Origin of the sequence: Streptomyces sp. NBC_00237, assembly GCF_026342435.1 — a bacterium.
Classification (GTDB): Bacteria; Actinomycetota; Actinomycetes; order Streptomycetales; family Streptomycetaceae; genus Streptomyces.
On record NZ_JAPEMT010000002.1, the window covers coordinates 1,683,659 to 1,708,863 of the forward strand.

The 25,205-nt window shown below is 70.1% G+C and carries 17 protein-coding genes and 5 tRNA genes; 9 read left to right on the top strand and 13 right to left on the bottom strand.

Features of this window, described 5'->3' with window-relative positions; genetic code table 11:
- The gene (leuC, locus tag OG897_RS21290) at positions 1-1,431 is read right to left on the bottom strand and encodes a 3-isopropylmalate dehydratase large subunit (protein ID WP_266658788.1); all 1,431 of its coding nucleotides are present in this window, start codon (positions 1,429-1,431) and stop codon (positions 1-3) included.
- Positions 1,432-1,605: 174 nt separating this feature from the next.
- Between leuC and ndgR the strand changes: the two genes are divergently transcribed.
- Positions 1,606-2,325, top strand: a complete 720-nt coding sequence (gene ndgR / locus OG897_RS21295) for an IclR family transcriptional regulator NdgR (RefSeq protein ID WP_266658789.1) — start codon at positions 1,606-1,608, stop codon at positions 2,323-2,325.
- 376 nt (positions 2,326-2,701) lie between these two features.
- Here ndgR and OG897_RS21300 read toward each other — a convergent pair.
- The 9 genes from OG897_RS21300 to OG897_RS21340 all read right to left on the bottom strand — a co-directional run bounded on the left by OG897_RS21300 (position 2,702) and on the right by OG897_RS21340 (position 6,811).
- Positions 2,702-2,774, bottom strand: a tRNA-Glu gene (locus tag OG897_RS21300).
- Positions 2,775-2,801: 27 nt separating this feature from the next.
- Positions 2,802-2,873 (bottom strand) — tRNA-Gln (locus tag OG897_RS21305).
- A gap of 47 nt (positions 2,874-2,920) precedes the next feature.
- A tRNA-Glu gene (locus OG897_RS21310) sits at positions 2,921-2,993 on the bottom strand.
- Between the two features lie 63 nt (positions 2,994-3,056).
- A tRNA-Glu gene (locus OG897_RS21315) sits at positions 3,057-3,129 on the bottom strand.
- A 48-nt stretch (positions 3,130-3,177) separates the two neighbouring features.
- Positions 3,178-3,249, bottom strand: a tRNA-Gln gene (locus OG897_RS21320).
- 90 nt (positions 3,250-3,339) lie between these two features.
- Positions 3,340-4,071 (bottom strand): HAD family hydrolase, encoded by a 732-nt coding sequence (locus OG897_RS21325; RefSeq protein WP_266658790.1) that lies wholly within the window; start codon positions 4,069-4,071, stop codon positions 3,340-3,342.
- A 131-nt stretch (positions 4,072-4,202) separates the two neighbouring features.
- Positions 4,203-5,687, bottom strand: coding sequence for a glutamate--tRNA ligase (gene gltX, locus OG897_RS21330; RefSeq protein ID WP_266658791.1), 1,485 nt, complete (start codon positions 5,685-5,687; stop codon positions 4,203-4,205).
- Complete coding sequence (locus OG897_RS21335) at positions 5,680-6,483, bottom strand: fumarylacetoacetate hydrolase family protein (RefSeq protein ID WP_266658792.1); 804 nt, start codon at positions 6,481-6,483, stop codon at positions 5,680-5,682. Before OG897_RS21335 ends, gltX begins: the two co-directional genes overlap by 8 nt.
- 91 nt (positions 6,484-6,574) lie before the next feature.
- A complete protein-coding gene (locus OG897_RS21340) occupies positions 6,575-6,811 on the bottom strand; it encodes a hypothetical protein (RefSeq protein ID WP_266660378.1) in 237 nt (78 codons plus the stop codon).
- Positions 6,812-7,346: 535 nt separating this feature from the next.
- Between OG897_RS21340 and OG897_RS21345 the strand changes: the two genes are divergently transcribed.
- From OG897_RS21345 to OG897_RS21380, 8 genes are all read left to right on the top strand, one after another.
- Positions 7,347-11,609 (top strand): nitrate- and nitrite sensing domain-containing protein, encoded by a 4,263-nt coding sequence (locus tag OG897_RS21345; protein WP_266658793.1) that lies wholly within the window; start codon positions 7,347-7,349, stop codon positions 11,607-11,609.
- A 9-nt stretch (positions 11,610-11,618) separates the two neighbouring features.
- Positions 11,619-12,032, top strand: a complete 414-nt coding sequence (locus OG897_RS21350; RefSeq protein ID WP_189825947.1) for a roadblock/LC7 domain-containing protein — start codon at positions 11,619-11,621, stop codon at positions 12,030-12,032.
- Between the two features lie 141 nt (positions 12,033-12,173).
- On the top strand, positions 12,174-12,590 hold the full coding sequence (locus OG897_RS21355) for a DUF742 domain-containing protein (protein WP_266660381.1): 417 nt from the start codon (positions 12,174-12,176) through the stop codon (positions 12,588-12,590).
- The gene (locus OG897_RS21360) at positions 12,571-13,158 is read left to right on the top strand and encodes an ATP/GTP-binding protein (protein WP_266658794.1); all 588 of its coding nucleotides are present in this window, start codon (positions 12,571-12,573) and stop codon (positions 13,156-13,158) included. The genes OG897_RS21355 and OG897_RS21360 overlap by 20 nt, the downstream gene beginning before the upstream one ends.
- A gap of 404 nt (positions 13,159-13,562) precedes the next feature.
- A complete protein-coding gene (locus tag OG897_RS21365) occupies positions 13,563-17,012 on the top strand; it encodes a nitrate- and nitrite sensing domain-containing protein (RefSeq protein WP_266658795.1) in 3,450 nt (1,149 codons plus the stop codon).
- Positions 17,013-17,022: 10 nt separating this feature from the next.
- The gene (locus OG897_RS21370; RefSeq protein ID WP_030980891.1) at positions 17,023-17,436 is read left to right on the top strand and encodes a roadblock/LC7 domain-containing protein; all 414 of its coding nucleotides are present in this window, start codon (positions 17,023-17,025) and stop codon (positions 17,434-17,436) included.
- Between the two features lie 156 nt (positions 17,437-17,592).
- Complete coding sequence (locus OG897_RS21375) at positions 17,593-18,243, top strand: DUF742 domain-containing protein (protein WP_266658796.1); 651 nt, start codon at positions 17,593-17,595, stop codon at positions 18,241-18,243.
- Complete coding sequence (locus tag OG897_RS21380; protein ID WP_185034326.1) at positions 18,224-18,805, top strand: ATP/GTP-binding protein; 582 nt, start codon at positions 18,224-18,226, stop codon at positions 18,803-18,805. Before OG897_RS21375 ends, OG897_RS21380 begins: the two co-directional genes overlap by 20 nt.
- A 367-nt stretch (positions 18,806-19,172) precedes the next feature.
- On the opposite strand, the gene OG897_RS21385 is transcribed toward OG897_RS21380, so the two are convergent.
- From OG897_RS21385 to OG897_RS21395, 3 genes are all read right to left on the bottom strand, one after another.
- Positions 19,173-19,385 (bottom strand): acyl-CoA carboxylase subunit epsilon, encoded by a 213-nt coding sequence (locus OG897_RS21385; RefSeq protein ID WP_266658797.1) that lies wholly within the window; start codon positions 19,383-19,385, stop codon positions 19,173-19,175.
- A 55-nt stretch (positions 19,386-19,440) separates the two neighbouring features.
- Positions 19,441-21,030 carry an acyl-CoA carboxylase subunit beta gene (locus tag OG897_RS21390; RefSeq protein ID WP_266658798.1) on the bottom strand — a complete coding sequence of 530 codons (1,590 nt, stop codon included), beginning with the start codon at positions 21,028-21,030 and terminating at the stop codon, positions 19,441-19,443.
- 260 nt (positions 21,031-21,290) lie between these two features.
- Positions 21,291-25,160, bottom strand: a complete 3,870-nt coding sequence (locus OG897_RS21395; protein ID WP_266658799.1) for an endo-alpha-N-acetylgalactosaminidase family protein — start codon at positions 25,158-25,160, stop codon at positions 21,291-21,293.
- Positions 25,161-25,205 lie beyond the last annotated feature (45 nt).

The window sequence follows — 25,205 nt, forward strand, 5'->3', positions numbered from 1 at the left end:
TCATGCCTCCACGAGGGCGGTTGCGGCTTCGTCGGACAGGTCGGCGGGCGACGCCAGGTGGCCGAGTACGGCCGTTGCCGCCGCGACCTGCGGCGATACGAGGTGCGTACGGCCGCCCTTGCCCTGCCGTCCCTCGAAGTTGCGGTTGGAGGTGGAGGCGGAGCGCTCGCCGGGGGCGAGCTGGTCGGGGTTCATGCCCAGGCACATCGAGCAGCCCGCGTGCCGCCATTCGGCCCCGGCGGCGGTGAACACCTTGTCCAGGCCCTCGTCCATGGCCTGGAGCGCCACCCGTACGGAACCGGGGACGACCAGCATCCGGACGCCGTCGGCCACCGAGCGGCCTTCGACGACGGAGGCGGCGGCGCGGAGGTCCTCGATACGGCCGTTCGTGCAGGACCCCACGAAGACGGTGTCGACCTTGATGTCGCGCAGCGCCTGCCCGGCGGTCAACCCCATGTACTCCAGGGCCTTTTCGGCGGCGTTCCGCTCCGAAGGGTCTTCGTACGAAGCCGGGTCGGGGACGTTGGCGGAGAGCGGCGCGCCCTGGCCGGGGTTGGTCCCCCACGTCACGAACGGGGCCAGCGAGGCGGCGTCGATGACGACCTCCGCGTCGAAGACCGCGTCGTCGTCAGTCCTCAGCGTCTTCCAGTACGCCACGGCGGCGTCCCAGTCCTCGCCCCGGGGCGCGTGGTCGCGGCCCTGCAGGTAGTCGAAGGTGGTGGCGTCGGGGGCGATCATGCCCGCCCGCGCTCCGGCCTCGATCGACATGTTGCAGATGGTCATGCGGGCTTCCATCGACAGCTTCTCGATCGCGGAACCCCGGTATTCGAGGATGTAGCCCTGGCCGCCGCCGGTGCCGATCTTCGTGATGATGGCGAGGATCAGGTCCTTGGCGGTGACCTCGGCGGGCAGTTCGCCGTCGATGGTGATGGCCATCGTCTTCGGGCGGGCCAGCGGCAGCGTCTGGGTGGCCAGGACGTGCTCCACCTGCGAGGTGCCGATGCCGAAGGCGAGGGCGCCGAACGCGCCGTGCGTGGAGGTGTGCGAGTCTCCGCAGACCACGGTGGTGCCCGGCTGGGTCAGTCCCAGCTGGGGTCCCACCACGTGGACGACGCCCTGCTCGACGTCGCCCAGCGGGTGCAGCCGCACCCCGAACTCGGCGCAGTTCTTGCGCAGCGTCTCCAGCTGGACCCGGGAGACGGGGTCCGCGATCGGCTTGTCGATGTCGAGGGTAGGGGTGTTGTGGTCCTCGGTGGCGATGGTGAGGTCGAGGCGCCGCACCGGGCGGCCGTTCTTGCGCAGCCCGTCGAACGCCTGCGGGCTGGTGACCTCGTGCAGCAGGTGAAGGTCGATGAAGAGCAGGTCGGGCTCCCCTTCGGCGCGCCGGACGACATGGTCGTCCCAGACCTTCTCCGCGAGTGTCCTACCCATCGCTTTCCCTCCGGCCGGCGGCTTTGCCGGCTCAACTAGAGATGTCGGTTCACCCCGCCCGGACCCCCGTGCGGGGCGGTGACCGCGGTCCTTCGTGGGGCCGCCGGTACAGCGTGACAAGTTCGTTGGAAAATTGAACTTGCGTTTCACAGAGTGAGACGCGAGTATCGACGCATGGACAACTCTAGCGGCGTCGGCGTTCTCGACAAGGCGGCGCTCGTGCTGAGCGCCCTGGAGTCCGGTCCGGCCACCCTCGCGGGGTTGGTCGCGGCCACCGGGCTCGCACGACCCACGGCACACCGGCTCGCCGTGGCACTGGAACACCACCGGCTGGTGGCCCGGGACATGCAGGGCCGTTTCATTCTCGGCCCCCGCCTCTCGGAGCTCGCCGCCGCGGCCGGCGAGGACCGTCTCCTCGCCACGGCGGGACCGGTACTGACCCACCTGCGCGACGTGACGGGCGAGAGCGCCCAGCTCTACCGCCGCCAGGGCGACATGCGCATCTGCGTCGCCGCCGCGGAACGCCTGTCCGGACTTCGGGACACGGTCCCGGTGGGCTCCACGCTCACCATGAAAGCGGGCTCCTCGGCGCAGATCCTGATGGCCTGGGAGGAGCCGGAGCGCCTGCACCGCGGCCTCCAGGGCGCCCGGTTCACGGCCACCGCCCTCTCCGGCGTACGTCGCCGGGGCTGGGCCCAGTCGATCGGCGAGCGCGAACCGGGCGTGGCCTCGGTCTCCGCCCCGGTGCGCGGCCCCTCGAACCGCGTCGTCGCCGCCGTCTCGGTCTCCGGCCCGATCGAGCGCCTGACCCGCCACCCGGGCCGGATGCACGCCCAGGCGGTCATCGACTCCGCGGCCCGACTCTCGGAATCCCTGCGCCGCTCGGGCAGTTGAGCCTTCACTCCGCTCAACTTCCTTCCTCCGTAGGGCACTTCGCACGAAGCCCCGAACTCCCGCGTCACGCGGCGGAGTTCGGGGCTTCGGTCGTTGCGGGGGCGCGGGGCTCTCGCGGCGGGCCGCTCCCCTGCCGTGCGGATGCCGTACGGGCGCCTGACGAATTCCGTACGGACGGGGGGGAATTCACTGCGGAATTCCCGCATCCTTTCCCCGTTATCCCACTCCCCTGTATCCCCGTGTCCCCTTGCCGTGATGCGCATTCCGGAACTCGCGCGGGGCGGTGGAATTCCACGGAGGCCGGGGAGCACCGGACCCGGGGCCCTGACATGCGAGAAGGTCCCCGCATCAGTGATGCGGGGACCTTCTCGGTGCGTACCCCCGACCGGATTCGAACCGGCGCTACCGCCTTGAGAGGGCGGCGTGCTAGGCCGCTACACAACGGGGGCTTGCTTTATGTGCAGTTGTGATCTGCGCTGGGCTACCAGGACTCGAACCTAGAATGACGGTACCAGAAACCGTAGTGTTGCCAATTACACCATAGCCCATGGTGGTTGAGACCATTTTGAATTGATATCCAAGTGGTGTTAACCAGTACCCCCGACCGGATTCGAACCGGCGCTACCGCCTTGAGAGGGCGGCGTGCTAGGCCGCTACACAACGGGGGCCCTAGCGATCCTTGCGTCGATACATCCAGGAGCGACCTGAAGGTGTCGGAAAGAAAGGATCTGTACCCCCGACCGGATTCGAACCGGCGCTACCGCCTTGAGAGGGCGGCGTGCTAGGCCGCTACACAACGGGGGCCCTAGCTGAGCTGCATCTTGATCTATGAACTTCAACAGCTCTCGCAAGCTGGGCTACCAGGACTCGAACCTAGAATGACGGTACCAGAAACCGTAGTGTTGCCAATTACACCATAGCCCACCAAAACTCAACCCCCTGACCGGGGGTCTCTGTTCGGCTTGCGCTTCCCGGCCGGACCTTTCGGCCCTCTCGGGCGGCGCAGAAAGAACATTACCCGAAGGTTCCCGGGGCTCCAAAACGGGTATTGCCCGCCAGCAGGTCAGGGACCTGATCCAGCCCCGAGACGCTCACCAGCTCGGGCCGTCCGCCCACCCCCGAGCGGTCCAGCCAGATCCCGGTGAGCCCGGCGGCGACGGCCCCGCCCGCGTCGATGTCCGGCTCGTCCCCGATGTACGCGACCTGCTCCGGCGGCAGCCCCAGGGCGTCACAGACGGCGTGGAAGGCCGCGGCGGCGGGCTTGGAGACCCCGAGCTCCACGGCGCACAGCACGGCCTCGAAGCGGTCCCAGACGCCCAGGGCCTTCAGCTTCGGCTCCTGGTTGAGCAGACTGGAATTCGACAGCACCGCATGCCGGTACCCGTCCGCGAGGGCGTCCAGTACGGGCACGGTGTCCGGGAAGAGAGTCCAGGCGGCCTCGAAGTGGACGACGTGCCGGGCGAACCAGTCGTCGGCCGCCCGGTCGCTCAGCGGGCCGCCGAGGAAGCCCTCGATGCGATCCCGCCGCTGCTCGGCGAAGGTGCACTCCCCGGCGGCGAAGCGCGCCCAGTGCAGCCGCGTCAGCTCCCGCCACCGGTCGAGGGCCTGCTCGGCGGTGCCGTACCCGTCGGGCAGCCCCTCGGCGGCGAACTGCGCGCGCATTCCGGCGATGTCGGCGGAGGCGTAGTCGAAGAGGGTGTCGTCGACGTCCCAGACGACGGCACGGATGGTGGCTCGGCTCGGCATGCGGCCAGGCTAGGCGGAAGGGCGCCCCGGGCCGAGGGGTTTTCCACGGACGACGTACGGCATACGACGCGAGGAGGGGCGGCGGCCGGTGGGCACCGGCTGCCGCCCCTCCTCGGGCGTACGGGAGACGCTTACGCGGCGAGCTTGGCCAGCGCGGCGTCGATGCGGGCCAGGGTCTTGTCCTTGCCCAGGATTTCGAGGGACTCGAAGAGGGGCAGGCCGACCGTGCGGCCGGTGACGGCGACGCGGACCGGGGCCTGGGCCTTGCCGAGCTTGAGGCCGTGGGCCTCGCCCGCGGTGAGGACCGCGTTCTTGAGGGACTCGGGGTCACTCCAGTCGGCGGCTTCCAGGTGGGCGCGGGCCGTGGTCAGGAGGGCGGCGGGCTCGCCCTTCATGGCCTTGGTCCAGGACGCCTCGTCCTCCACCGGCTCCGGGAGGAAGAGGAAGTCGACGTTGGCCGTGATGTCGGAGAGGACCGTGACGCGGGTCTGGGCGTGGGGGGCGATGGCCTCCCAGGCGGCGCGGTCGAAGTCCTCGGGGGCCCAGTTGGCGTGCGGGGCCGTCAGCCAGGGCTCGCAGGCGTCGGCGAACGCCTTGGGGTCGAGGAGGCGGATGTGGTCGGCGTTGATCGATTCGGCCTTCTTGAGGTCGAAGCGGGCCGGGTTGGCGTTGACGTCGGCGACGTCGAACTTCTCGATCAGCTCGGGGATCGTGAAGATGTCCTGGTCGGCGGAGAAGGACCAGCCGAGCAGGGAGAGGTAGTTGAGGAGGCCCTCGGGGAGGAAGCCGCGCTCCCGGTAGATGTTGAGGGACGCCTGCGGGTCGCGCTTGGAGAGCTTCTTGTTGCCCTCGCCCATGACGTACGGCAGGTGGCCGAAGGCGGGGATGTCCTGGGCGACGCCCAGCGAGATCAGGGCCCGGTAGAGGGCGATCTGGCGGGGGGTGGAGGACAGCAGGTCCTCGCCGCGCAGGACGTGGGTGATCTCCATCAGGGCGTCGTCGACCGGGTTGACCAGGGTGTACAGCGGCGCGCCGTTGGCGCGGACGATGCCGTAGTCCGGGACGTTCTCGGGCTGGACGGTGATCTCGCCCCGGACCAGGTCCGTGAAGGTGATCGCCTCGTCGGGCATCCGGAAGCGGACGATGGCGGGGCGGCCCTCGGCCTCGTACGCGGCGACCTGCTCGGCGGTGAGGTCGCGGCAGTGGCCGTCGTAGCCGGAGGGCTTGCCTGCGGCGCGGGCGGCGTCGCGGCGGGCGTCCAGTTCCTCGGTGGTGCAGTAGCAGTGGTACGCGTGACCGGCGGCCAGGAGCTTCTCGGCGACGTCCTTGTACAGGTCCATGCGCTCGGACTGGCGGTACGGCGCGTGCGGGCCGCCGACCTCGGGGCCCTCGTCCCAGTCGAGGCCGAGCCAGCGCAGCGAGTCCAGGAGCTGGTGGTAGCTCTCCTCGGAGTCGCGGGCGGCGTCGGTGTCTTCGATGCGGAAGACCATGGTGCCGCCCGTGTGCCGGGCGTAGGCCCAGTTGAAGAGGGCGGTACGGATGAGGCCCACGTGCGGGTTGCCCGTCGGGGAGGGGCAGAACCGGACGCGGACGGGGGACGAGGGGGTGTTAGCCACGCTTGATCACCTTGTTGGTGAGAGTGCCGATGCCTTCGATGGTGACGGCGACCTCGTCGCCGACGTTCAGGGGTCCGACACCCGCGGGGGTGCCGGTGAGGATGACGTCTCCGGGGAGGAGGGTCATCGCTTCGGAGATGTGCGCGATCAGCTCGGGGATGGCGCGGACCATGTCGTTGGTGCGGCCGAGCTGGCGCTGTTCCCCGTTGACCGTGCACTGGATGGCGAGGTCGGTGGGGTCGAGGTCGGTCTCGACCCAGGGGCCCAGCGGGCAGGCCGTGTCGAAGCCCTTGGCGCGGGCCCACTGCTTCTCGCGCTGCTGGACGTCGCGGGCGGTGACGTCGTTGGCGCAGGTGTAGCCGAAGATCACGTCCTTGGCGCGGGACGGAGGCACCTCGCGGCACATGCGGCCGATGACCACGGCGAGTTCCGCCTCGTGGTGCAGATCGGAGGAGAAGGAGGGGTACGCGATCGAGTCGCCGGAGCCGATGACGGAGGTCGAGGGCTTGAAGAAGGCGACCGGGACGTCCGGACGGCCATGTTCGTCAAAGATGGCGTTGCCGAGCTCCGCCGCGTGCTCCGCGTAGTTGCGGCCGATGGCCACGACCTTGCTGGGGAGCACCGGGGGAAGGAGCCGCACCTTGTTCAGCGGGACCTTGACGCCGGAGAGTTCGTGGTCGGCGTACGGAATGCCCTTGATGATGTCGAGGACGAGGTCACCCGACTCGGGTGTTCCCTCGCCCTCGACCGCGCCGAAGGCGACATTGCCGTCGATGGAGAATCTGGCGATGCGCACGGGATGCCTGCGCCCCTTACCTGAGCTGGCCGAAGTCTGACGCTCCAGGCTAACTCGGGATGACTCGGCGGCCTCCCTGGTTCACCCTGGCTCAGGCGGCGGGGACGGCCTCGGGGAGCTGCTGGATCTCCGGGGCGACCATCAGGATGGTGCGGCGGACGTTCGCGGTGGCGGTGGGCAGCTCCTGCGCGTACTCCGGGAGGGCGGCCGGCTTGGGGGTGCCGGTCCGCTTGTCCAGGTGGGCGAGGGTGGTGCGCTGCGGGTTCGCCAGGTTGCGGATCGCCGGGGCGGACTTCTTGGCCGACTTCGTGGTCGTTGTCGTGGGCATCATGAGAGTGGTCGCGCCTTGTCGATGAGGGCGCCGGACGGGCGCCGGTGGTCGGATTCGCAATCCCTGTAAAGCGTCAGGCTAAACATCCGCTTCCCGGCCAAAGCCGGGAATGTGCAGGGATCTTCGTGTGAGTTTGCTCACGAGTTGTTGGGCAATTGCCGCAATTCGGACTGTTGATCTTGCGGGCAGAAACGGACATTGCATCCCTGAAGGACTGATTCCGCTCCTGATCGTCTCGACTGGGGCACCCCCCACCCGTAAGCGACTCGTACGTAAATGTCTCTTTCGTGTGGGAAAGGATTCTACGACTGGTGACACCTCAGGCACAAAGCGTCACTCCAGGTGCACCGGTTCCCTCGGGCCTTGTTGGAGATCCGGCACTGTGCTGGAATTCCCCGGACCGCGGTCACTCACGACCACCCAATGGGGATGATCCGGTACCCCACGACTCGACACCGTTGTTCCGTTCTGCGGCACGACGCCTGGTCCAGAGGTTGCGACGCTAGTGCAGGGACGTTTCAAGAGGGACGGCATGGGGTCTCCCCAGGCCCGCCAGGGCCGTGGGGACACCCCGGCCGAGCAGGAGCCGCGCGGCGGGGCCGCCCAGGGCTCGTCACCCCAGCACCCGCACGCCCAGAACCAGGGGCCGGCCCAGCCCGGCGGTGGACCCGGCAGGCCCGGCCCGACGGGTGGCCAGGGTGGTCCCGGCGCGCCCGGCGGCGCGGGCGGCAACTTCGGAGGCGGTACGAACGCTTTCGGCGGCGGCCCCGCACAGGAGCCCCCGGCGGCTCCCGGCGCGGCCAAGGGCAAGAAGCCCAAGGCCCCCAAGCCCATCACCGAGGGCACCCGAATATCTCTGCGCAACTGGAGCATCAGCACGCGACTGGTGTCGCTGCTGGCTCTCCCCGTGGTCGCGGCCACCGCGCTCGGCGGACTCCGTATCAACCAGTCCCTGAGCGACGTGCAGCAGCTGGAGCACATGCAGCTGCTGACCGACATGACCCGCAAGGCGACCGACCTCGCCGCCGCCCTCCAGAACGAGCGCGACAAGACCGCGGGTCCGCTCGCCAACGGCACCCCGATGAACGACGCCACCGTCAAGGCGGAGCAAGCCAAGAGCGACCGCTACCAGGAAGCCTTCATCCAAGGCACCTCGGGGGTCGATCTCGGGGAAGAGGGCGACGAGTCCCTCAAGAGCATCCGGGCCAGCCTCAGCGACATCAGCCAGCGGCTCGGGAGCCTGAAGGACATCCGCGGCAAGGCGTTCCAGAACCGCACCGAGGCGGGCAACTCGCAGACGGTCAGCGCGTACAGCGGTCTGATCACCTCGTTGCTGAGCCTCTCCCAGGACATGGCGCAGGCCACCTCCAGCCCCGAGATGATCAAGCGCACCCGTGCGCTGGCAGCGTTCTCGAACGCCAAGGAGTACGCGTCGGTGCAGCGCGCGATCATCGCCGCCGCCCTGCCGATGAACCCCGAGGAGCAGAAGGTCCACCTCCCCGAGGCCGACCGGCTGTTCGGCCAGACCGCCCGGACGAACGAGAAGACCTCGCTGGAGACCTTCTCCAGCATCTACGGCCCCAAGGCCGAAGAGCTCCTGAGCGTCCTCACCAACAACAACCCGGACGCCAAGCGCGCCGAGGACTACGCGGGCAAGGCCCTCGGTAGTCAGGACGGCATCCAGCAGCTCGACAAGCGGTCCTACATGGACTGGAGCGACCAGGCGAGCAACGAGATCGACACGATGAAGCGCATCGAGGCGACGCTTCTCGACGACATGGAGCAGAAGGCCCGTGAGCTGCGGGCGGACTCCGAGCGCTCCACGATCATCTCGGGTGCGGTCATCCTGCTCGTGCTCGGCGTCTCGCTCGTCGGCGCGTTCATCATGGCCCGGTCCATGATCCGTTCGCTGCGCCGCCTCCAGGACACCGCGACCCGGGTCGCCCAGGAACGTCTGCCGGAGCTCGTCAAGGCGCTCTCCGAGTCCGACCCGCAGGACGTCGACACCTCCGTGGAGTCCGTCGGCGTGCACAGCAAGGACGAGATCGGCCGGGTGGCCACCGCGTTCGACGACGTGCACCGCGAAGCGGTACGACTCGCCGCCGAGCAGGCGTTGCTGCGAGGCAACGTCAACGCGATGTTCACCAACCTCTCGCGCCGCTCCCAGGGCCTCATCCAGCGCCAGCTGTCGCTGATCTCCGAGCTGGAGGCCCGCGAGGCCGACCCGGACCAGCTGTCCTCGCTCTTCAAGCTCGACCACCTCGCGACCCGTATGCGCCGGAACGGCGAGAACCTCCTCGTCCTCGCCGGTGAGGAGCCGGGCCGTCGCTGGACGCGCCCCGTGCCGCTGGTCGACGTGCTCCGTGCCGCCGCCTCCGAGGTGGAGCAGTACGAGCGCATCGAACTCTCCTCGGTGCCCTCGACCGAGGTCGCGGGACGCGTCGTCAACGACCTCGTGCACCTCCTCGCCGAGCTCCTGGAGAACGCGACGTCGTTCTCCTCGCCGCAGACCAAGGTCCGGGTGACCGGTCACGCGCTGCCCGACGGCCGGGTGCTCGTCGAGATCCACGACACCGGCATCGGCCTGTCGCCCGAGGACCTCTCCGCGATCAACGAGCGGCTCGCCGCTCCGCCGACCGTGGACGTCTCGGTGTCGCGCCGCATGGGTCTGTTCGTGGTCGGCCGTCTGTCCCTGCGACACGGCATCCGCATCCAGCTCCGCCCGTCCGACTCCGGCGGCACGACCGCGCTGGTCATGCTGCCCGTGGACGTCGCGCAGGGCGGCAAGAAGCTTCCCGGCAAGCCCGGTGGCCCCGGTCTCCCCGGCGGCCAGGGCGGTGCGCCGCAGATGCCCTCGGGCCAGGGCAACCGTCCGGGTCTGCCCGGCGGTCCCGGTGCGGGCGGCGGCCCCGGCAGCCGTCCCGGCGCTCCGCAGGGCAACGGCATGCTCGGCTCCGAGCCCTCGCGCCGTCAGGTCCCGGCCGGTTCGGGTCCCCGGGCCGCGCTGCCCGGCCGTACCCCCGGCGCCGGTCTGACCGGTACCCCGCCGGCCTCTCCCGCCAAGCGCGGCGGTCTCGCCGGTGCCTTCGGCGGCGGGCGCGGCGGGCGTGAGGACGTACGCCAGTCGCACGCTCCCGAGCCGGAGCGCGGTCTGCCCCGGGCGAACGGTCCGCGGGCGGAACTGCCCGGTGGCAGCTCCACTCCGCCGCAGGGCGGTCAGCCCACCGCCTGGGGCGCCCGGCCGAACCCGGTCGACGCGCCGCGCGGTCACGAGGAGACGGAGAGTCGTCAGGGTCCCGGTGCCACGGCTGAGTTCGACCGTCCGGACTTCAACGGGCCGCCGCCCGGCACGGGTTCCCCGACGGGTCAGTTCGAGCGCCCGGACGTACGGCAGACCCCGTCGTCGACCGGGTCGACCGGTCAGTACGAGCGTCCGGACGTGCGCGGTGCGCAGGGCCAGGACGCACGCGCCCCGCAGGGACCCGGCTCCACCGGCCAGTTCCCGCAGGTCCGCGGCCCCCAGGACCCGGCCTCCACCGGGCAGTACCCGCAGGCCGACACCCGCGGCTACCAGGACCCCGCCGCCACGGGCCAGTACCCGCAGGCCCAGCACGGCGGCTTCCAGGACCCCTCCGCCACCGGCCAGTTCCCGCAGGCGGACCGTGGTCCCCAGGACCGCGGCTATCAGGACCGGGGCTTCCAGGACCCGTCGTCGACCGGTCAGTACGAGCGTCCGGACGTGCGCGGTGCGCAGGGCCAGGACGCACGCGCCCCGCAGGGACCCGGCTCCACCGGCCAGTTCCCCCAGGTCCGCGGCCCCCAGGACCCCGCCTCCACCGGGCAGTACCCGCAGGCCGACACCCGCGGCTACCAGGACCCCGCCGCCACGGGCCAGTACCCGCAGGCCCAGCACGGCGGCTTCCAGGACCCCTCCGCCACCGGCCAGTTCGACTCGTCCGACTTCGCGGCGGCGACCGGTCAGGCCGGGCAGCCCGGTCAGGCAGGTGGCTTCGAGCGCCCCGACGTGCGGGAGCCGCAGCGCCGCCCGGACCCGTACGACACCGGTTCGCACCACACCGGCCCGTACGACCGTCCCGGGCTCGGCGCCGCTCCGGCCGCCGGTGTGCCGCAGGGCCCCGGTGCTCCGCGTCCGCGCGGCACCGAGGGCGGCCGGGACGACGCGGCCTTCCGTCCGCCGCGTCCCGTCGCGAGCCTGCCGGGCCAGGGTGCGCCGTCCGCGTACGCGCAGTCGCCCCAGGCACCGCAGACTCCCCAGCCCCAGCAGCCCCAGCGGGCCGACGAGACCCAGCAGGTCCCGCAGGTTCAGCGGCAGCCCGACGCGCTGCCGCCCGCGGGTCCCGGAGACGGCCGTACGCCGCTCTTCGACACGCTGGAGTCGAACTGGTTCCACCAGGAACAGGGCGGCGCACCGCAGTCCGCTTCCGTACCGCAGCAGCCGACGGCCTCCGCTCCCGAGCGCGAAGGCACAGAGGCAGCGTGGCGGCCCTCGCCGAACGACGAACTCGTCCGGCAGGCCGAGCGGGTGCGCAAGCCCGCTGCCGGAGGCGTCACCACCTCAGGACTTCCGCGTCGTGTCCCGAAGGCCAACCTGGTCCCGGGCACCGCGCAGGAACAGAACCACCAGACCGGTCCGCAGGTCTCCCGTGCACCCGAAGAGGTGCGCGGCCGGCTGACCAACCTTCGTCGGGGAATCCAGCAGGGCCGCCAGGCCGGAAGTAACGGCAACACTGGCACCTTCCGCACCGTTGACCCCACTCACCAGCAGGAGCGTTAGTTGAGTCCGATGAGCCAGGCGGCGCAAAATCTGAACTGGTTGATCACCAACTTCGTGGACAACACCCCTGGGGTGTCCCACACGGTGGTGGTCTCCGCCGACGGACTCCTTCTGGCGATGTCCGAAGGATTCCCCCGTGACCGTGCCGACCAGTTGGCGGCGGTGGCCTCCGGGCTCACCTCGCTGACGGCGGGCGCGTCCCGGATCTTCGAGGGCGGCCCGGTCAGCCAGACCGTGGTGGAGATGGAGCGCGGCTTCCTCTTCCTCATGTCGATCTCGGACGGCTCGTCCCTGGCCGTCCTGGCGCACCCCGACGCCGACATCGGTCTGGTCGGTTACGAGATGGCGCTGCTGGTCGACCGGGCGGGCACGGTCCTCACCCCGGACCTCCGCGCGGAACTCCAGGGCAGCCTGCTCCACTAGGCGGCGCCACCGCACACCCTCAGCTGCACCCCCAGCAGCACCGCATTTGACCAGTCTTCACACCGTCCGGCCGTAGTCCGATTCCCCCACCGGCCCCGTCAGACGGCACGCCGACACCCTGCTGTCATGCCCGGAGGACCCATGACCCCGCCCCCCGCCTCTCACGATTCGTACGGTGGCGCACATCTCGACGCGCCGTACGACGCGTACGAGGGCGATCAGCCGCTGGTACGTCCCTACGCCATGACCGGTGGCCGGACCAGGCCGCGCTACCAGCTCGCCATCGAGGCGCTGGTCTCCACCACGGCCGACCCGGCGCACCTGGCCACGCTGCTCCCCGAGCACCAGCGCATCTGCCACCTGTGCCGCGAGGTCAAGTCGGTGGCCGAGGTCTCGGCGCTGCTGTCGATGCCGCTGGGTGTCGCGCGCATCCTGGTCGCCGACCTGGCCGAGGCCGGAATGGTCGCCATCCACCAGCCGGGCGAGGGCGCGGAAGCCGACGGAACGCCGGCCGTGACGCTGCTGGAAAGGGTTCTCAGTGGACTTCGCAAGCTCTGACGGCGCGACGGGCGCGGCCCGTTCCACCACCTCCGCCAAGATCGTCGTGGCGGGTGGCTTCGGCGTCGGCAAGACCACGTTCGTGGGTGCTGTCTCGGAGATCAACCCGCTGCGCACGGAGGCCGTCATGACCTCCGCCTCGGCGGGGATCGACGACCTCACCCACACCGGGGGCAAGACCACCACCACGGTGGCGATGGACTTCGGCCGCATCACGCTGGACCAGGACCTGATCCTGTACCTCTTCGGTACGCCGGGCCAGGACCGCTTCTGGTTCATGTGGGACGACCTGGTGCGCGGCGCGATCGGCGCGGTCGTCCTCGTCGACACCCGCCGTCTCGCCGACTGCTTCCCGGCGGTCGACTACTTCGAGAACAGCGGCCTGCCCTTCGTCATCGCCCTCAACGGCTTCGACGGCCACCAGCCGTACACGCCGGACGAGGTGCGCGAGGCGCTCCAGATCGGTCCGGACACCCCGATCATCACCACCGACGCGCGCCACCGCGCGGATGCGAAGAGTGGCCTGATCACGCTGGTGGAGCACGCTTTGATGGCGCGGTTGAAGTAGGGCACAGGTACTTCACAAGTAGGGCCGGGGGTACGGAAGTTGTCGTAGTCCTACAGAGACGGTCTGTGTCGTACGACACAGGCCGCCTCGGCTCCGCCGTGGAATTCATAACGTTTCGAAAGAGAATTGCCCGAGCGAGGCAACCCGGTGCGGTCATCCGGTGTCGCTGCGCTCACACGAGCCCCGCCTTTTGGCGGGGCTCGTTCTTTATGCCCGTTTTATCTGAGGGATGGGCCACTCGACGGGCCGTCTCCCAGCTGTTTGGTCCATAACCGTCGGGCGTGCTGGAATTCGGCGAAACTCCTGAGTAAGTACGTGCGTCCCTGAGTGCAGTACGCACAGAAGTACGGCCCGAACGAATCCCGGCACAGCGAAGGTGCCGACGCCGAGAGGTTGTTGGTCGAGTGAGGCGAAGCAAGAAAAGCGCCGCAGAGCAGCAGACACGGGGCAACTTCACCCCGCCGTCGCGCCCTGTGGCGCCCTCTGCCGCCGAGGTGCCCGTGCAGGGTCCCCCGGCAGGCGGCAGTTCCAGCCGGATGTCCCCGCGCAACTGGCGCGTGGCCACCCGGCTGAACGCGATTCTCCTCATACCCGTGCTGGTGGCCCTCGTCATGGGCGGCTTCCAGGTCAACGGCTCCGTCCAGAACTGGCGGGAGGCCCAGGACGCGGAGAAGACCGCGCTCATCGTGCGCGCCGCCGCCGCGTACGGGCACGCGCTGCTCGACGAGCGCGACCTGACGGCCGAGCCGCTGCTGGCCGGCAAGCGGACCGCGAAGTCCGTCGAAGAGACCAGGTCGGCGACGGACGCGGCGAAGAGGAAGTTCGACGCCGCCGTCACCAGCCTGCCCGACAACCAGGGCCTCAAGAACCGTCTGAACCGCATCCGGCAGGCCGAGCCGAAGCTCCCCGCGCTGCGCCAGACCGCGTACACGGCGGCCGTCGAGAGCAAGAACCCGGTCGCCACCGAAGAGGGCTACCGCGACGTCCAGCACTTCCTGATGGAGGTGTCGAACGAGCTGAGCATCGGCTCCGGCAACATCACCTCGTACGGCAGGACCGTGTACGCGGTGGAGCTGGCGAAGGCCGCCGAGTCCCTCCAGCGCGCGATCGGCCAGCACCTGTTGATCCGGCCCAACGGCGAGGACGCGATCTTCAAGGGTCAGGTCAAGGCGTTCTGCTCGTACAACTACCTGGAGACGATCGCCCTCGGCGAGTACGTCTCGGGCGGCACCCAGCACGACGTGGACCGGCTCCGCGAGGTCATGAAGGGCAAGGCCGAGGAGGGCGGCAAGAAGCTCGCCCAGGCGCAGGCCGCCGCGAAGGCGGCGAACAAGCCCTTCCCGACGCCGCCGTCCAAGGACGGTTCGCTCTTCGACGGCATGGCCGCCGAGATCTGCAAGGGCCAGAAGCAGAGCACGCTGGCCGCCAAGGGCATCGTCCCGCTGACCTGGCAGGCCGCGGCGACGGCCAAGTTCGACGGCTACACCGAGATCGAGAACGAGCTCGTCACCAAGGCGGTGAAGGACGCCGCGCAGATCTCCGCGGACTCCCGCAACGACGCCATCATCAACGGCGCCATCGTGATCGTCGCCCTGCTTGCCGCCTTCGTGCTGGCCGGTACGGTCGCCCGTCAGATGAGCCGCTCGATGAAGCGCCTGCGCACGGCCGCGTTCAACGTCGCCGAGCAGCGCCTGCCGATGCTGGTCGACCAGCTCTCCCGGACGGAACCGGGCCGCGTGGACACCCGCGTGCAGCCCATCCCGATCACCTCGCACGACGAGATCGGCGAAGTCGCCCGCGCCTTCGACCAGGTGCACCGCGAGGCGGTGCGGCTCGCCGCCGAGCAGGCCATGCTCCGGGGCAACGTCAACGCGATCTTCACCAACCTCTCGCGCCGCAACCAGTCCCTGATCGAGGGCCAGCTGACCCTCATCACCGACCTGGAGAACAACGAGGCCGACCCCGACCAGCTCGAAAGCCTCTTCCGCCTGGACCACCTGGCGACCCGCATGCGCCGCAACGGCGAGAACCTCCTGGTCCTCGCCGGCGAGGAGCCGGGCCGCCGCTGGAACCAGCCGGTCCCCCTGGTCGACGTGCTGCGCGCCGCCTCCTCCGAGGTGGAGTCGTACGAGCGCATCGAACTGACCGGCATGCCGGAGTCCGAGATCCACGGCCAGGCCGTGACCGACCTCGTGCACCTCCTCGCCGAGCTCCTGGAGAACGCCACCACGTTCTCCTCCCCGCAGACCAAGGTCCGCGTCAACGCGACCCGGCTGCCCGACGGCCGCGTGATGGTCGAGATCCACGACAAGGGCATCGGGCTCACCCCCGAGGACTTCGCGGACATCAACCACAAACTGGCCAACCCGCCGACGGTGGACGCCGCCGTCTCGCAGCGCATGGGCCTGTTCGTGGTCGGCCGCCTCGCCGACCGGCACGGCATCCGCGTCCAGCTCCGCCCCTCTGGCGAGCAGGCGGGCACGACCTCGCTGGTCATGCTCCCGGACGCGATCACCCACGGTGGCGGTGGCGAGAACCTGCCGCAGGGCGACTTCACCGTCTCCTCGATCATGGCTGAGCAGGAGGCGCCGCAGCAGCCGTCCTTCGAGGCCGCGCCGATGCGCACGGCCGCCGAACTCGGCTTCGACGACTCGCGCTACGACGCCGGGCAGGGCCAGCTCGGCGAGCGCACACCGCTCGATCCGGTGAACCGTTCGCTGCACCGCGAGGAGCGCAGGGCGGCCCTGGAGGGCCGTACCGCTCCGGCCGAAGGGCGCCCGCTGTTCCGCGACGAGGTGCAGGAGCAGCAGGCTCCGTACGGCCGGCAGGAGCAGGGTTACGACCCGCAGACGGCCGCCCCGCAGGGCTATGACGAGAACGCCTACGACCAGCGGCAGCAGGCGTACCCGCAGACGTCCTACGACCCGCAGTCCTCGTACGACCCGAACGCCTACCCGGAACAGCCCGCTCAGGGCACTCACGGCGCGCAGGGCGGCTTCGACGGCTTCGGCGCACGCGACGCCTTCGGTTCCACGGACCGCTTCCCGGCCCAGCAGGCACCGGCTCAGCAGGGATATCCGGAACCCGAGTACCAGGCGTACGAGGACCCGTCCCAGCAGCCCCAGCAGTCCAACTGGCAGGACCAGAACGGCTACCAGGGCGGCTTCGACCCCTCCTACCCGGCGCAAACGGAATCCGGCACCGCGCCTTCAGGACAGTCTTCGCAGGAGACTCCCCCGGCGGCCGGCGACCCCGTAGGCTTCGACCGTCCCCACGCCGCCGACGACGCACCGCGCGAAGGTCACGCGCTGACGGACGCCGGACTCCCCCGCCGAGGCAGCCAGCCCGGCCAGGAGAGCCTGCTCAGCCGGCACAGCAAGTCCCAGCGCCCCGAACAGGACGCGGCCCCGGCCCGCGAGGACCGGCAGCCCTCGCTTCCCTCCCGGAAGCCGCAGCAGCCCACCGAACCGGCCCCGACGGCCGCGCCGTCCGTGCCGGAGCAGCCGCAGCGGCCCGCCCCGGCACGGCAGGAGCCCCCGGCCGACAGCGGCTGGCGCACGTCGAACGACGAGCGCTGGCAGCGGGCCGAGAAGCTCAAGGACCCGAAGGCGGGCGGGATCACCCCCTCCGGCCTCCCCAAGCGGGTGCCCAAGGCCAACCTGGTCGAGGGCACCGCCGAGCAGAGCCCGCAGGGCGGCCCCCAGGTCTCCCGCGCACCGGAGGACGTACGGGGCAGGCTGAGCAACCTGCGCCGGGGCGTCCAGCGGGGGCGCAGTGCGGGAACCGACCAGAACCAAGCGGCCACTTACGATCAGCACAGTGGACCGGGTAGTACCTACAACCAGGAGCGTTAGTGTGAGCCCGATGAGCCAGGCGGCGCAGAATCTGAACTGGTTGATCACCAACTTCGTGGACAACACCCCCGGTGTTTCCCACACGGTGGTGGTCTCCGCCGACGGACTCCTGCTGGCGATGTCCGAAGGATTCCCGCGTGACCGTGCCGATCAACTGGCGGCCGTCGCCTCCGGTTTGACGTCACTGACGGCAGGTGCCTCTCGGATCTTCGAGGGCGGCGCCGTCAACCAGACCGTGGTGGAGATGGAGCGAGGATTCCTTTTCATCATGTCCATCTCCGACGGATCTTCCCTCGCTGTTCTCGCGCACCCCGATGCCGACATCGGCCTCGTAGGCTACGAGATGGCACTGCTGGTGGACCGGGCCGGCACGGTGCTGACCCCGGATCTGCGGGCCGAACTCCAGGGGAGTCTGCTGAACTGAGGTCTTGGTCCGGGGTTCTTTCCCCGGCTGAGGGTTCTTGACGAAGTCTGTTCAACTGGCAGACACCCCGTGCGTATTGGCATCCCCGGGCTTTAGGGTTCGGGGATGTGGCTCCACAGGTGATGGTGCCCCGCAGTGCAGTCGGAGGAGGAGAACGTGGCAACGCCCCCAAACGGTTCGTCGGCCGACTGGCCCTATGGCCGTGGCCCGGGTCAGGGCCAGGGTGGTCAGAGCGACCCCTCGCAGAACCGGTTCAACTTCCCCTCTGCGCCGAGCCGTTCCCCGCAGGGCGGCCCCCCGCCCTCGGGCTACCAGCAGCAGCCGTACGAGCAGCGCCCCTATCAGCAGCAGCCCCCGCAGTCCCCGCAGCACCGCGGGCAGCACTCCGGCATCCAGCCGGTGCCGCCCCGGCAGGCGGCGGGCCGCGCGGGCTCCCCGTCCTCCTCTTCCTCAGGGAACGGCGGACACAACCCCCTGGTACGTCCGTACGCCATGACGGGCGGCCGGACCAGGCCCCGCTACCAGCTCGCCATCGAGGCGCTGGTGCACACCACGGCGGAACCCAGCAGGCTGCAAGGGCAGTTGCCCGAGCACCAGCGGATCTGCCACCTGTGCCGTGAGATCAAGTCGGTCGCCGAGATCTCCGCACTGCTCTCCATCCCCCTCGGCGTAGCCCGAATCCTCGTCGCCGACCTGGCAGAGGCCGGACTCGTCGCCATTCACCAGCCCGGCGGCGACGAAGCCGCGGGCGGTCAGCCAGATGTGACACTGCTCGAAAGGGTGCTCAGTGGACTTCGCAAGCTCTAGCAGCGGAGCAGCCCGCTCCACAACCTCCGCGAAGATCGTGGTGGCGGGCGGCTTCGGCGTCGGCAAGACGACGTTCGTCGGAGCCGTGTCGGAGATCAACCCGCTGCGTACCGAGGCCGTCATGACGTCCGCGTCGGCGGGCATCGACGACCTCACCCACACCGGGGACAAGACGACCACGACGGTCGCGATGGACTTCGGCCGCATCACGCTGGACCAGGATCTGATCCTGTACCTCTTCGGTACGCCCGGACAGGACCGGTTCTGGTTCATGTGGGACGACCTGGTGCGCGGTGCGATCGGCGCGGTCGTGCTGGTCGACACGCGCCGTCTCGCGGACTGCTTCCCGGCGGTGGACTACTTCGAGAACAGTGGTCTGCCCTTCGTCATCGCGCTGAACGGCTTTGACGGGCATCAGCCGTACAACCCGGAGGAGGTCCGGGAGGCCCTGCAGATCGGGCCGGACACTCCGATCATCACGACGGATGCGCGGCACCGGGCGGATGCGAAGAGTGCGCTGATCACGCTGGTGGAGCATGCGCTGATGGCGCGGTTGCGCTGACGCGCTCGTTGATCGTGTACGGGAGGGCCCGTGCTCCTTTCCGGCTTTGGCCGGGGGTGAGTGCGGGCCCTTTACCGTGCGGGTGGGACGCTGGCTGGGGTTCAGGCCGCTGCGCGGGGCATTTCTCCCCTCTCCGCCCCTTCCCTAAAGCGCTTGCCGCGCGGCTGGTCCCGTTCCGTGCGGGTGCGTCGTGGCTGGGCGCGCAGTTCCCCGCGCCCCTAAAGGCCCTGCATCTTAAGCCCGTCCGGCGATTGAGGACGCGCGGCGAAGCCGTGCAGGGGGCGAGGGGCGTAGCCCCCATCCGGGGCGGATGCGCGGAAGGCCCGGCGCTTCCCGAGGTGGGGAGGGCCGGGCCTTCGAAAGGGGGTTAGCCCTGCCAGCTGTGGGGGGCGCGGAAGCCCGGGGTGCGCTCCAGGCGGCGCCAGCCCGCAGCGGTGCGGCCGTGCGCGGCCGAGACCTCGGCGGGGCGGGCGGCGGCACGGGCGAGGAGGATCGCGGTGATGGCGGCCAGTTCCTCGGGGGCCGCCTCGCCCTTCTCCACGCGCAGGAGGTTCTTCGTATCGGCAGCAGGGGTGGTCATAGGTCTATCGTCTCCGTCGTCTTCGTCGTCTTCAGCAGGCAGGGATGTCGCGACATCACTGGGGCGGGTTGCCGTGCTTGCGCGACGGCAGGTCCGCGTGCTTGTTGCGCAGCATCGCGAGGGAGGAGATGAGGACCTGGCGGGTCTCCGCCGGGTCGATCACGTCGTCGACCAGTCCGCGCTCGGCCGCGTAGTACGGGTGCATCAGCTCGGCCTTGTACTCCTTGACCATGCGCGCCCGCATCGCCTCCGGGTCCTGGGCCTCCGCGATCTGCTTGCGGAAGATCACGTTGGCCGCGCCCTCCGCGCCCATCACGGCGATCTCGTTGGTCGGCCAGGCGTAGGTCAGGTCGGCACCGATGGACTGCGAGTCCATGACGATGTACGCGCCGCCGTACGCCTTGCGCAGGATGAGCGAGATGCGGGGCACCGTCGCGTTGCAGTAGGCGTACAGCAGCTTCGCGCCGTGCCGGATGATGCCGCCGTGCTCCTGGTCGACGCCCGGCAGGAAGCCCGGGACGTCGAGCAGCGTCACGATGGGAATGTTGAAAGCATCGCACATCTGGACGAACCGGGCAGCTTTTTCACTGGCCTCGATGTCCAGGACACCCGCCAGCGACTGCGGCTGGTTGGCGACGATGCCGACGACCTGACCGTCGAGGCGGGCCAGGGCGCACAGGATGTTGGTGGCCCAGCGCTCGTGGATCTCCAGGTAGTCGCCGTCGTCGACGAGCTCCTCGATGACCTTGCGCATGTCGTACGGGCGGTTGCCGTCGGCCGGGACGAGGTCCAGGAGGACGTCCCCGCGCCGGTCCGCCGGGTCTTCGGAGACGACCGTGGGCGGGTTCTCGCGGTTGTTGGAGGGGAGCATCGAGATGAGGTAGCGGACCTCGGCGATGCAGGTCTCCTCGTCGTCGTACGCGAAGTGCGCGACGCCGGAGGTCTCGGCGTGGACGTCGGCCCCGCCGAGCCCGTTCTGCGTGATCTCCTCGCCCGTCACCGCCCGCACCACGTCCGGCCCGGTGATGAACATCTGCGAGGTCTCGCGGACCATGAACACGAAGTCGGTCAGCGCCGGACTGTAGGCGGCACCGCCCGCGCACGGACCGAGCATCACACTGATCTGCGGGATGACGCCCGAGGCACGGGTGTTGCGCTGGAAGATGCCGCCGTATCCGGCGAGGGCGGAGACGCCCTCCTGGATGCGGGCGCCCGCTCCGTCGTTCAGGGAGACCAGCGGGGCACCGGCCGAGATGGCCATGTCCATGATCTTGTGGATCTTCGTGGCGTGGGCCTCGCCCAGCGCGCCGCCGAAGATCCGGAAGTCGTGCGCGTACACGAAGACCGTGCGGCCCTCGACCGTGCCCCAGCCGGTGATGACACCGTCGGTGTACGGCTTCTTGTTCTCCAGGCCGAAACCGGTCGCCCGGTGCCTGCGCAACTGCTCGACCTCCTGGAAGGAGTCCGGGTCCAGCAGCAGCCCGATGCGCTCGCGCGCCGTCAGCTTGCCCTTCGCGTGCTGGGCCTCGGTGGCCCGCTCACTCGGCCCCCTGCGCGCCTGCTCACGCAGCGCGTGCAGCTCGGCCACCCGGCCGCGGGAGTCGGTGGGCTCGCCCGGAGCACCCGGAGTATCCAAAACGGTCATGTGTCGACCCTACGAAGAACGTCAAGAAAACGGTCCGTCGACTCTGCACAGTCTCCGGACCGTATCCCTGTGGGGGCCGAACAGAACCGTGCCCGGATACGGAGGAAATCCCTGTTCGGCGAGGGCGGCCTTTGTAAAGAGGTCACAAAGGCCGCCGGTGTGGCTCGCCGCACATTCTCTGGGGTCGGACCCCTACGGGGATCCCGGGAACCCCCTGAAACCCCCTGGGACCCCATAGGGGCTTTCCGGGCCCTCCTGGCTCAGCCGCCGCACTGGAAGCGTGCGCTGCCCCAGTCCGCGTGGTCGTTGCCCGGCCCGTCGCCGCCGTCGCCCGTCACCAGGTCGACGTACGTCGCACCGGTCACGTCGGCGGTCAGCGGCCACCCCGCGTCGGCACCCTTCAGCACCGGCGACTTCACCTTCTCCGCGCCGTCGGCCAGGACGCCGAACTGCACACTCCCGCGACTGCTCTGCACGTCGTCGAGCCCGACCGACGCGGTGAAGGAGGTGCACCTGCCGCCCAGGTAGTAGCGGATCGTGCCGGGTGAGGCGGTGCCGAGGCCCTTGGCGTGGACGACGCCGCCCAGGGTGATCGGCTTGCCGTCGCCGGGTGCGGTCTCGCCGTTGGACAGGTCCTTCTCGGCGGGCCCCCAGCCGTTCTCCATGGACGTCCAGTCGAGGTCGCTGGCGTACGTGTCCTGGGTGGGCGGCGGCGGGAGCGTGCGGACGCTCGCGGTGGCGGCGAGCTCGCGCGTCGTGCCGCCGACGGCGTACGAGGCGGCCGAGGTCAGCTCGTAGGGCTGGTACTTCGCGTCGACGGGCGGGGTGACCTGCCAGCTTCCGCCGACTTTGGCACCCGGCGCGACGGACGGGAAGGCGACGGGCCCCGCGGGCTCGGCGGTCCAGCCGTCGGGCAGGCCCAGGGTCAGCTTCACGTCGGTGGCCTCGGTCGCCTCGTTGTTGGTGAAGGCGGCGCTGACCTGGTGCTTCCGGCCGGGCTCGAAGGCTCCGGCGGCCGGGGTCAGGGCGAGGGTGCCGCAGGCGGCGCGCTCGGGGGCCGGGCCCAGGTCGGTCACGGTGAAGCCGTCGAGGACGAAGTCGGCCCCGTCCGGGGCCCCGCCCTTCTTGCGCAGACCGACCCAGGTGTCGCCGCAGCCCGCCGTGACGGTCTCGGAGAAGCGGGCGGTGGTGCGCTGTTCGGCGATCGGGGTGCGGCGGGTCTCGACGGAGGCGCTCTTGCCGTCCGCGCCGACGCGGTCGTAGCCGGTCACCCACTCGTAGGACCGGGCGTGGCTGGACTGGTGGTCGAACTCGACCTTGTACTGGCGGCCGTCCTGCATCGGGACGGTCCAGGGGGCGGTGCGGTAGACGAGCCCGTCGTTCTCCTCGTGGGACTTCAGGGATTCGCCGCCGCCGAGCACGTCGTCGACGCGCTTGCCGTTCCATCCGGCCTGCGTGTACGGGGCGTGCTTCTGGGCGATGTGGGTGCGGGGGTCGGTGTCGCCGCCCGCGTCGCCCTTCAAGAAGGGGCCCCAGCCCTGGTCGACGGCCTCGAAGTCCTCGTGGACGAGGGCGCCCGGCGTGGTGGCGGGGGCGTTGGCGACGAGGCGTACGTCGTCCACCCGTACCCGTACGTCCGACGTCGCCTGCGCCGCCCGGACGGTGAGGGTGGCGGTCCCCGAGGCCGGGGCGGTGAAGTTGACCTTGGCGCGCTGGAAGTGGGTGCCGTGCCAGTCGTTGGCGGCGGTCTGCTCCTTGGCGGTGGAGCGTTCGACGGCGACCTCCTTGCCGCCGATGCTCAGGGTCGTACGGCGGGAAGCGCCCGGCTGGACCTCCACCCACGCGGAGGCGGTGTAGCGCCGGCCCGCCGTGAGTCCCGTGACGCGCTGGGAGAGGGCGGCGGGGGCGGTGCCGGAGAGGGCGGCGCTGTTGCGGCCCTGGTCGTCGGTGTCGCGGACGGCCTTGCCCGTCGTACGCCAGTCGGCGAGCTTCGCGGAGTTGAAGCCGGGGTCGGCGACCTTGCCGCCCTCGCCCCAGTCCGCGTCACGGGCGGCGGGGGTGCGGCCCACGGGGTAGAGGACGTACGGCTGTCCTGCGGTCGCCTCCAGTGTCACCTTGCCGTCCTTCACCGGCACGGTCGCGGTCTGCACGCGGCCGTTGTCGGTGAGCTTGCTGACGGTGAAGGAACCGGCCTGCCGGAAGGCGGCCGGAACGGTCCAACTCGTCGTCCCCCCGGCCTTGTTGTAGTGGTAGAGCTTCTTGCCGCCGTCCCACGGGAGGAGGTAGTCCGCGCCGTCGAGGACCTTGGCGTCGCCGACGTAGTACGCCCGCTTGCCGTTCTCGACGGTGCCGCGCACGCCGCCGGTGAAGTCGATGCGGTCCTTGTCCCAGTGCTGGATCTTCTCCTGCTGGAGGAACTTGGCGGGGAGGTTGCGCTGCCAGATGTTGGCGTAGAAGGCGTTCCAGTCGCTCTCGCCGGTCCAGCCCTCGAACTCCTCGATGGCACTCTGGCCGAGGATCGGGTGGTCGTTCCAGATGTCCTTCTCGCCGTTGCGGATGAAGCGGATGATCTGGGAGTTGAGGCCCTTGTTGGTCTTGCCGCCGTAGTTGAGGTCGTTCGCCCAGTGCGACCAGAGCGAGGCGTGCTCGAACTTCTCCGACCACTCGGTGCCGACGGTCCAGCCCTGCTTCTGGACGGCCTGGAGGGTCTTGTCCGCGATCCAGCCGTGGGTGTAGTAGACGTCGATGTAGAGGAAGTTGAGGTTGCGGTCGGTCTCGTCGCGGAGTTGCTGGAAGCGCTTGGCCAGGTCGCCGCTGTTCACGTCGCGCCGCTGGTCCATGTAGTAGCTCTGGTTGAGCCAGTTCCAGCCGGGCTTGGTCTTGTCGACGAGGGTCTCGCTGAAGTTCTTGGCCTCGGGGTACGACTCGGTGGCGTTGACGTGGACGCCGAAGGCGGCACCCCACTTCTTGCCCGCCTTGAGCAGCTTGTTGAGGTCGGTGAGGCCGCCCGCGCGCTTGTTGTAGTTGCCGCCGTAGTCGGGGTGGGCGGAGTCGTGCCCCTCGGACCCGTACCCCTTCAGCACTGCCAGCTGTCCCAGCCCGTCCGTGGCCTGCGAGACGCGCTTGACGTCGTCGAGGGTGCGCAGGAAGGGGTGGGTGGCCTGGCTGGCGAAGTTGAAGGGGATGTGGGTGACGACCCGGTCGGCGGTCTCCTTCGAGCCCGGCGCCTCGATCCCGATCGAGCGGAAGGCGACCGCTCCGTCCTGCCAGTCCACTTGCCTGTCGCCGTTGGCGTCGGGGGTCACCACGACCTTCGCCCAGGGCAGGTCCTTGCCGCTCTCGGGCTTCGGCGCGCCCTCTCCGCGATACGTCCACTGCCCGGACCAGACCCCGACGCGGACGGACCCGTCGTCGGCCTTGGTCGCCCGGTGCCAGAGACGGGCGCCGTCCCGGGCGGCGGCCCCGCTCGGCTTGTCGTACGAGGAGTTGGACTCGACGGCGGCGGCGAGGGCCCCGGTGTTCACGATCCCGTACGAGGCTCCGACGGGGGCGGCCTCGACGGGGGTCGCGGCTGTCACCTTCCCGAAGACGTCGGCGGTGCGCGTGGAGTCGGGGTCGAGCCGGGTGAACGCGGTCTGGGCACCGCTCTCCCCGCTGCCGACGGAGACGAGGTCGTGGCCGGGTATGTCGAGCGTCCCGACGCGGAACGCCTCCGTGTCCCGGATCGCCGTCACCTTGAAGGTGGTGGCGCGCCCGCTGACGGACAGCGTGGCGTCGATCTCGACGCCGGGGAGGGAGGGCACGAGCAGGGTGTACGCGGCGGAGTCGGACCGCACCCAGGGTGCGGCCTTCGCCTGGACCGGGCGGGCCGTGCCGTTCAGGACGATCTCGGTGACCGGCTTCGTACTGCCGAGGAGCTGAGCCCCTCGGGCGCGGTCGGTGTACGCCAGGACGCGGGGGAAGTCCTTGGCCACGGTGACGGTGAGCTGCGGGGACTGGATGACGGCGGTGTCGGCGGCGGGGGCAGGGGCCGGAGCGGCGGCCGACGTGGGGAGCGCTGGTCCTGCCAGCGCGAACACGACGGACGAGGCGGCGGCGACGGCGCACGACGCACGGAATCTCAGCGACATGGGGCTTGAGTAAGCCCGCCCCCGGGGGCCCCGTCAACGGAATCG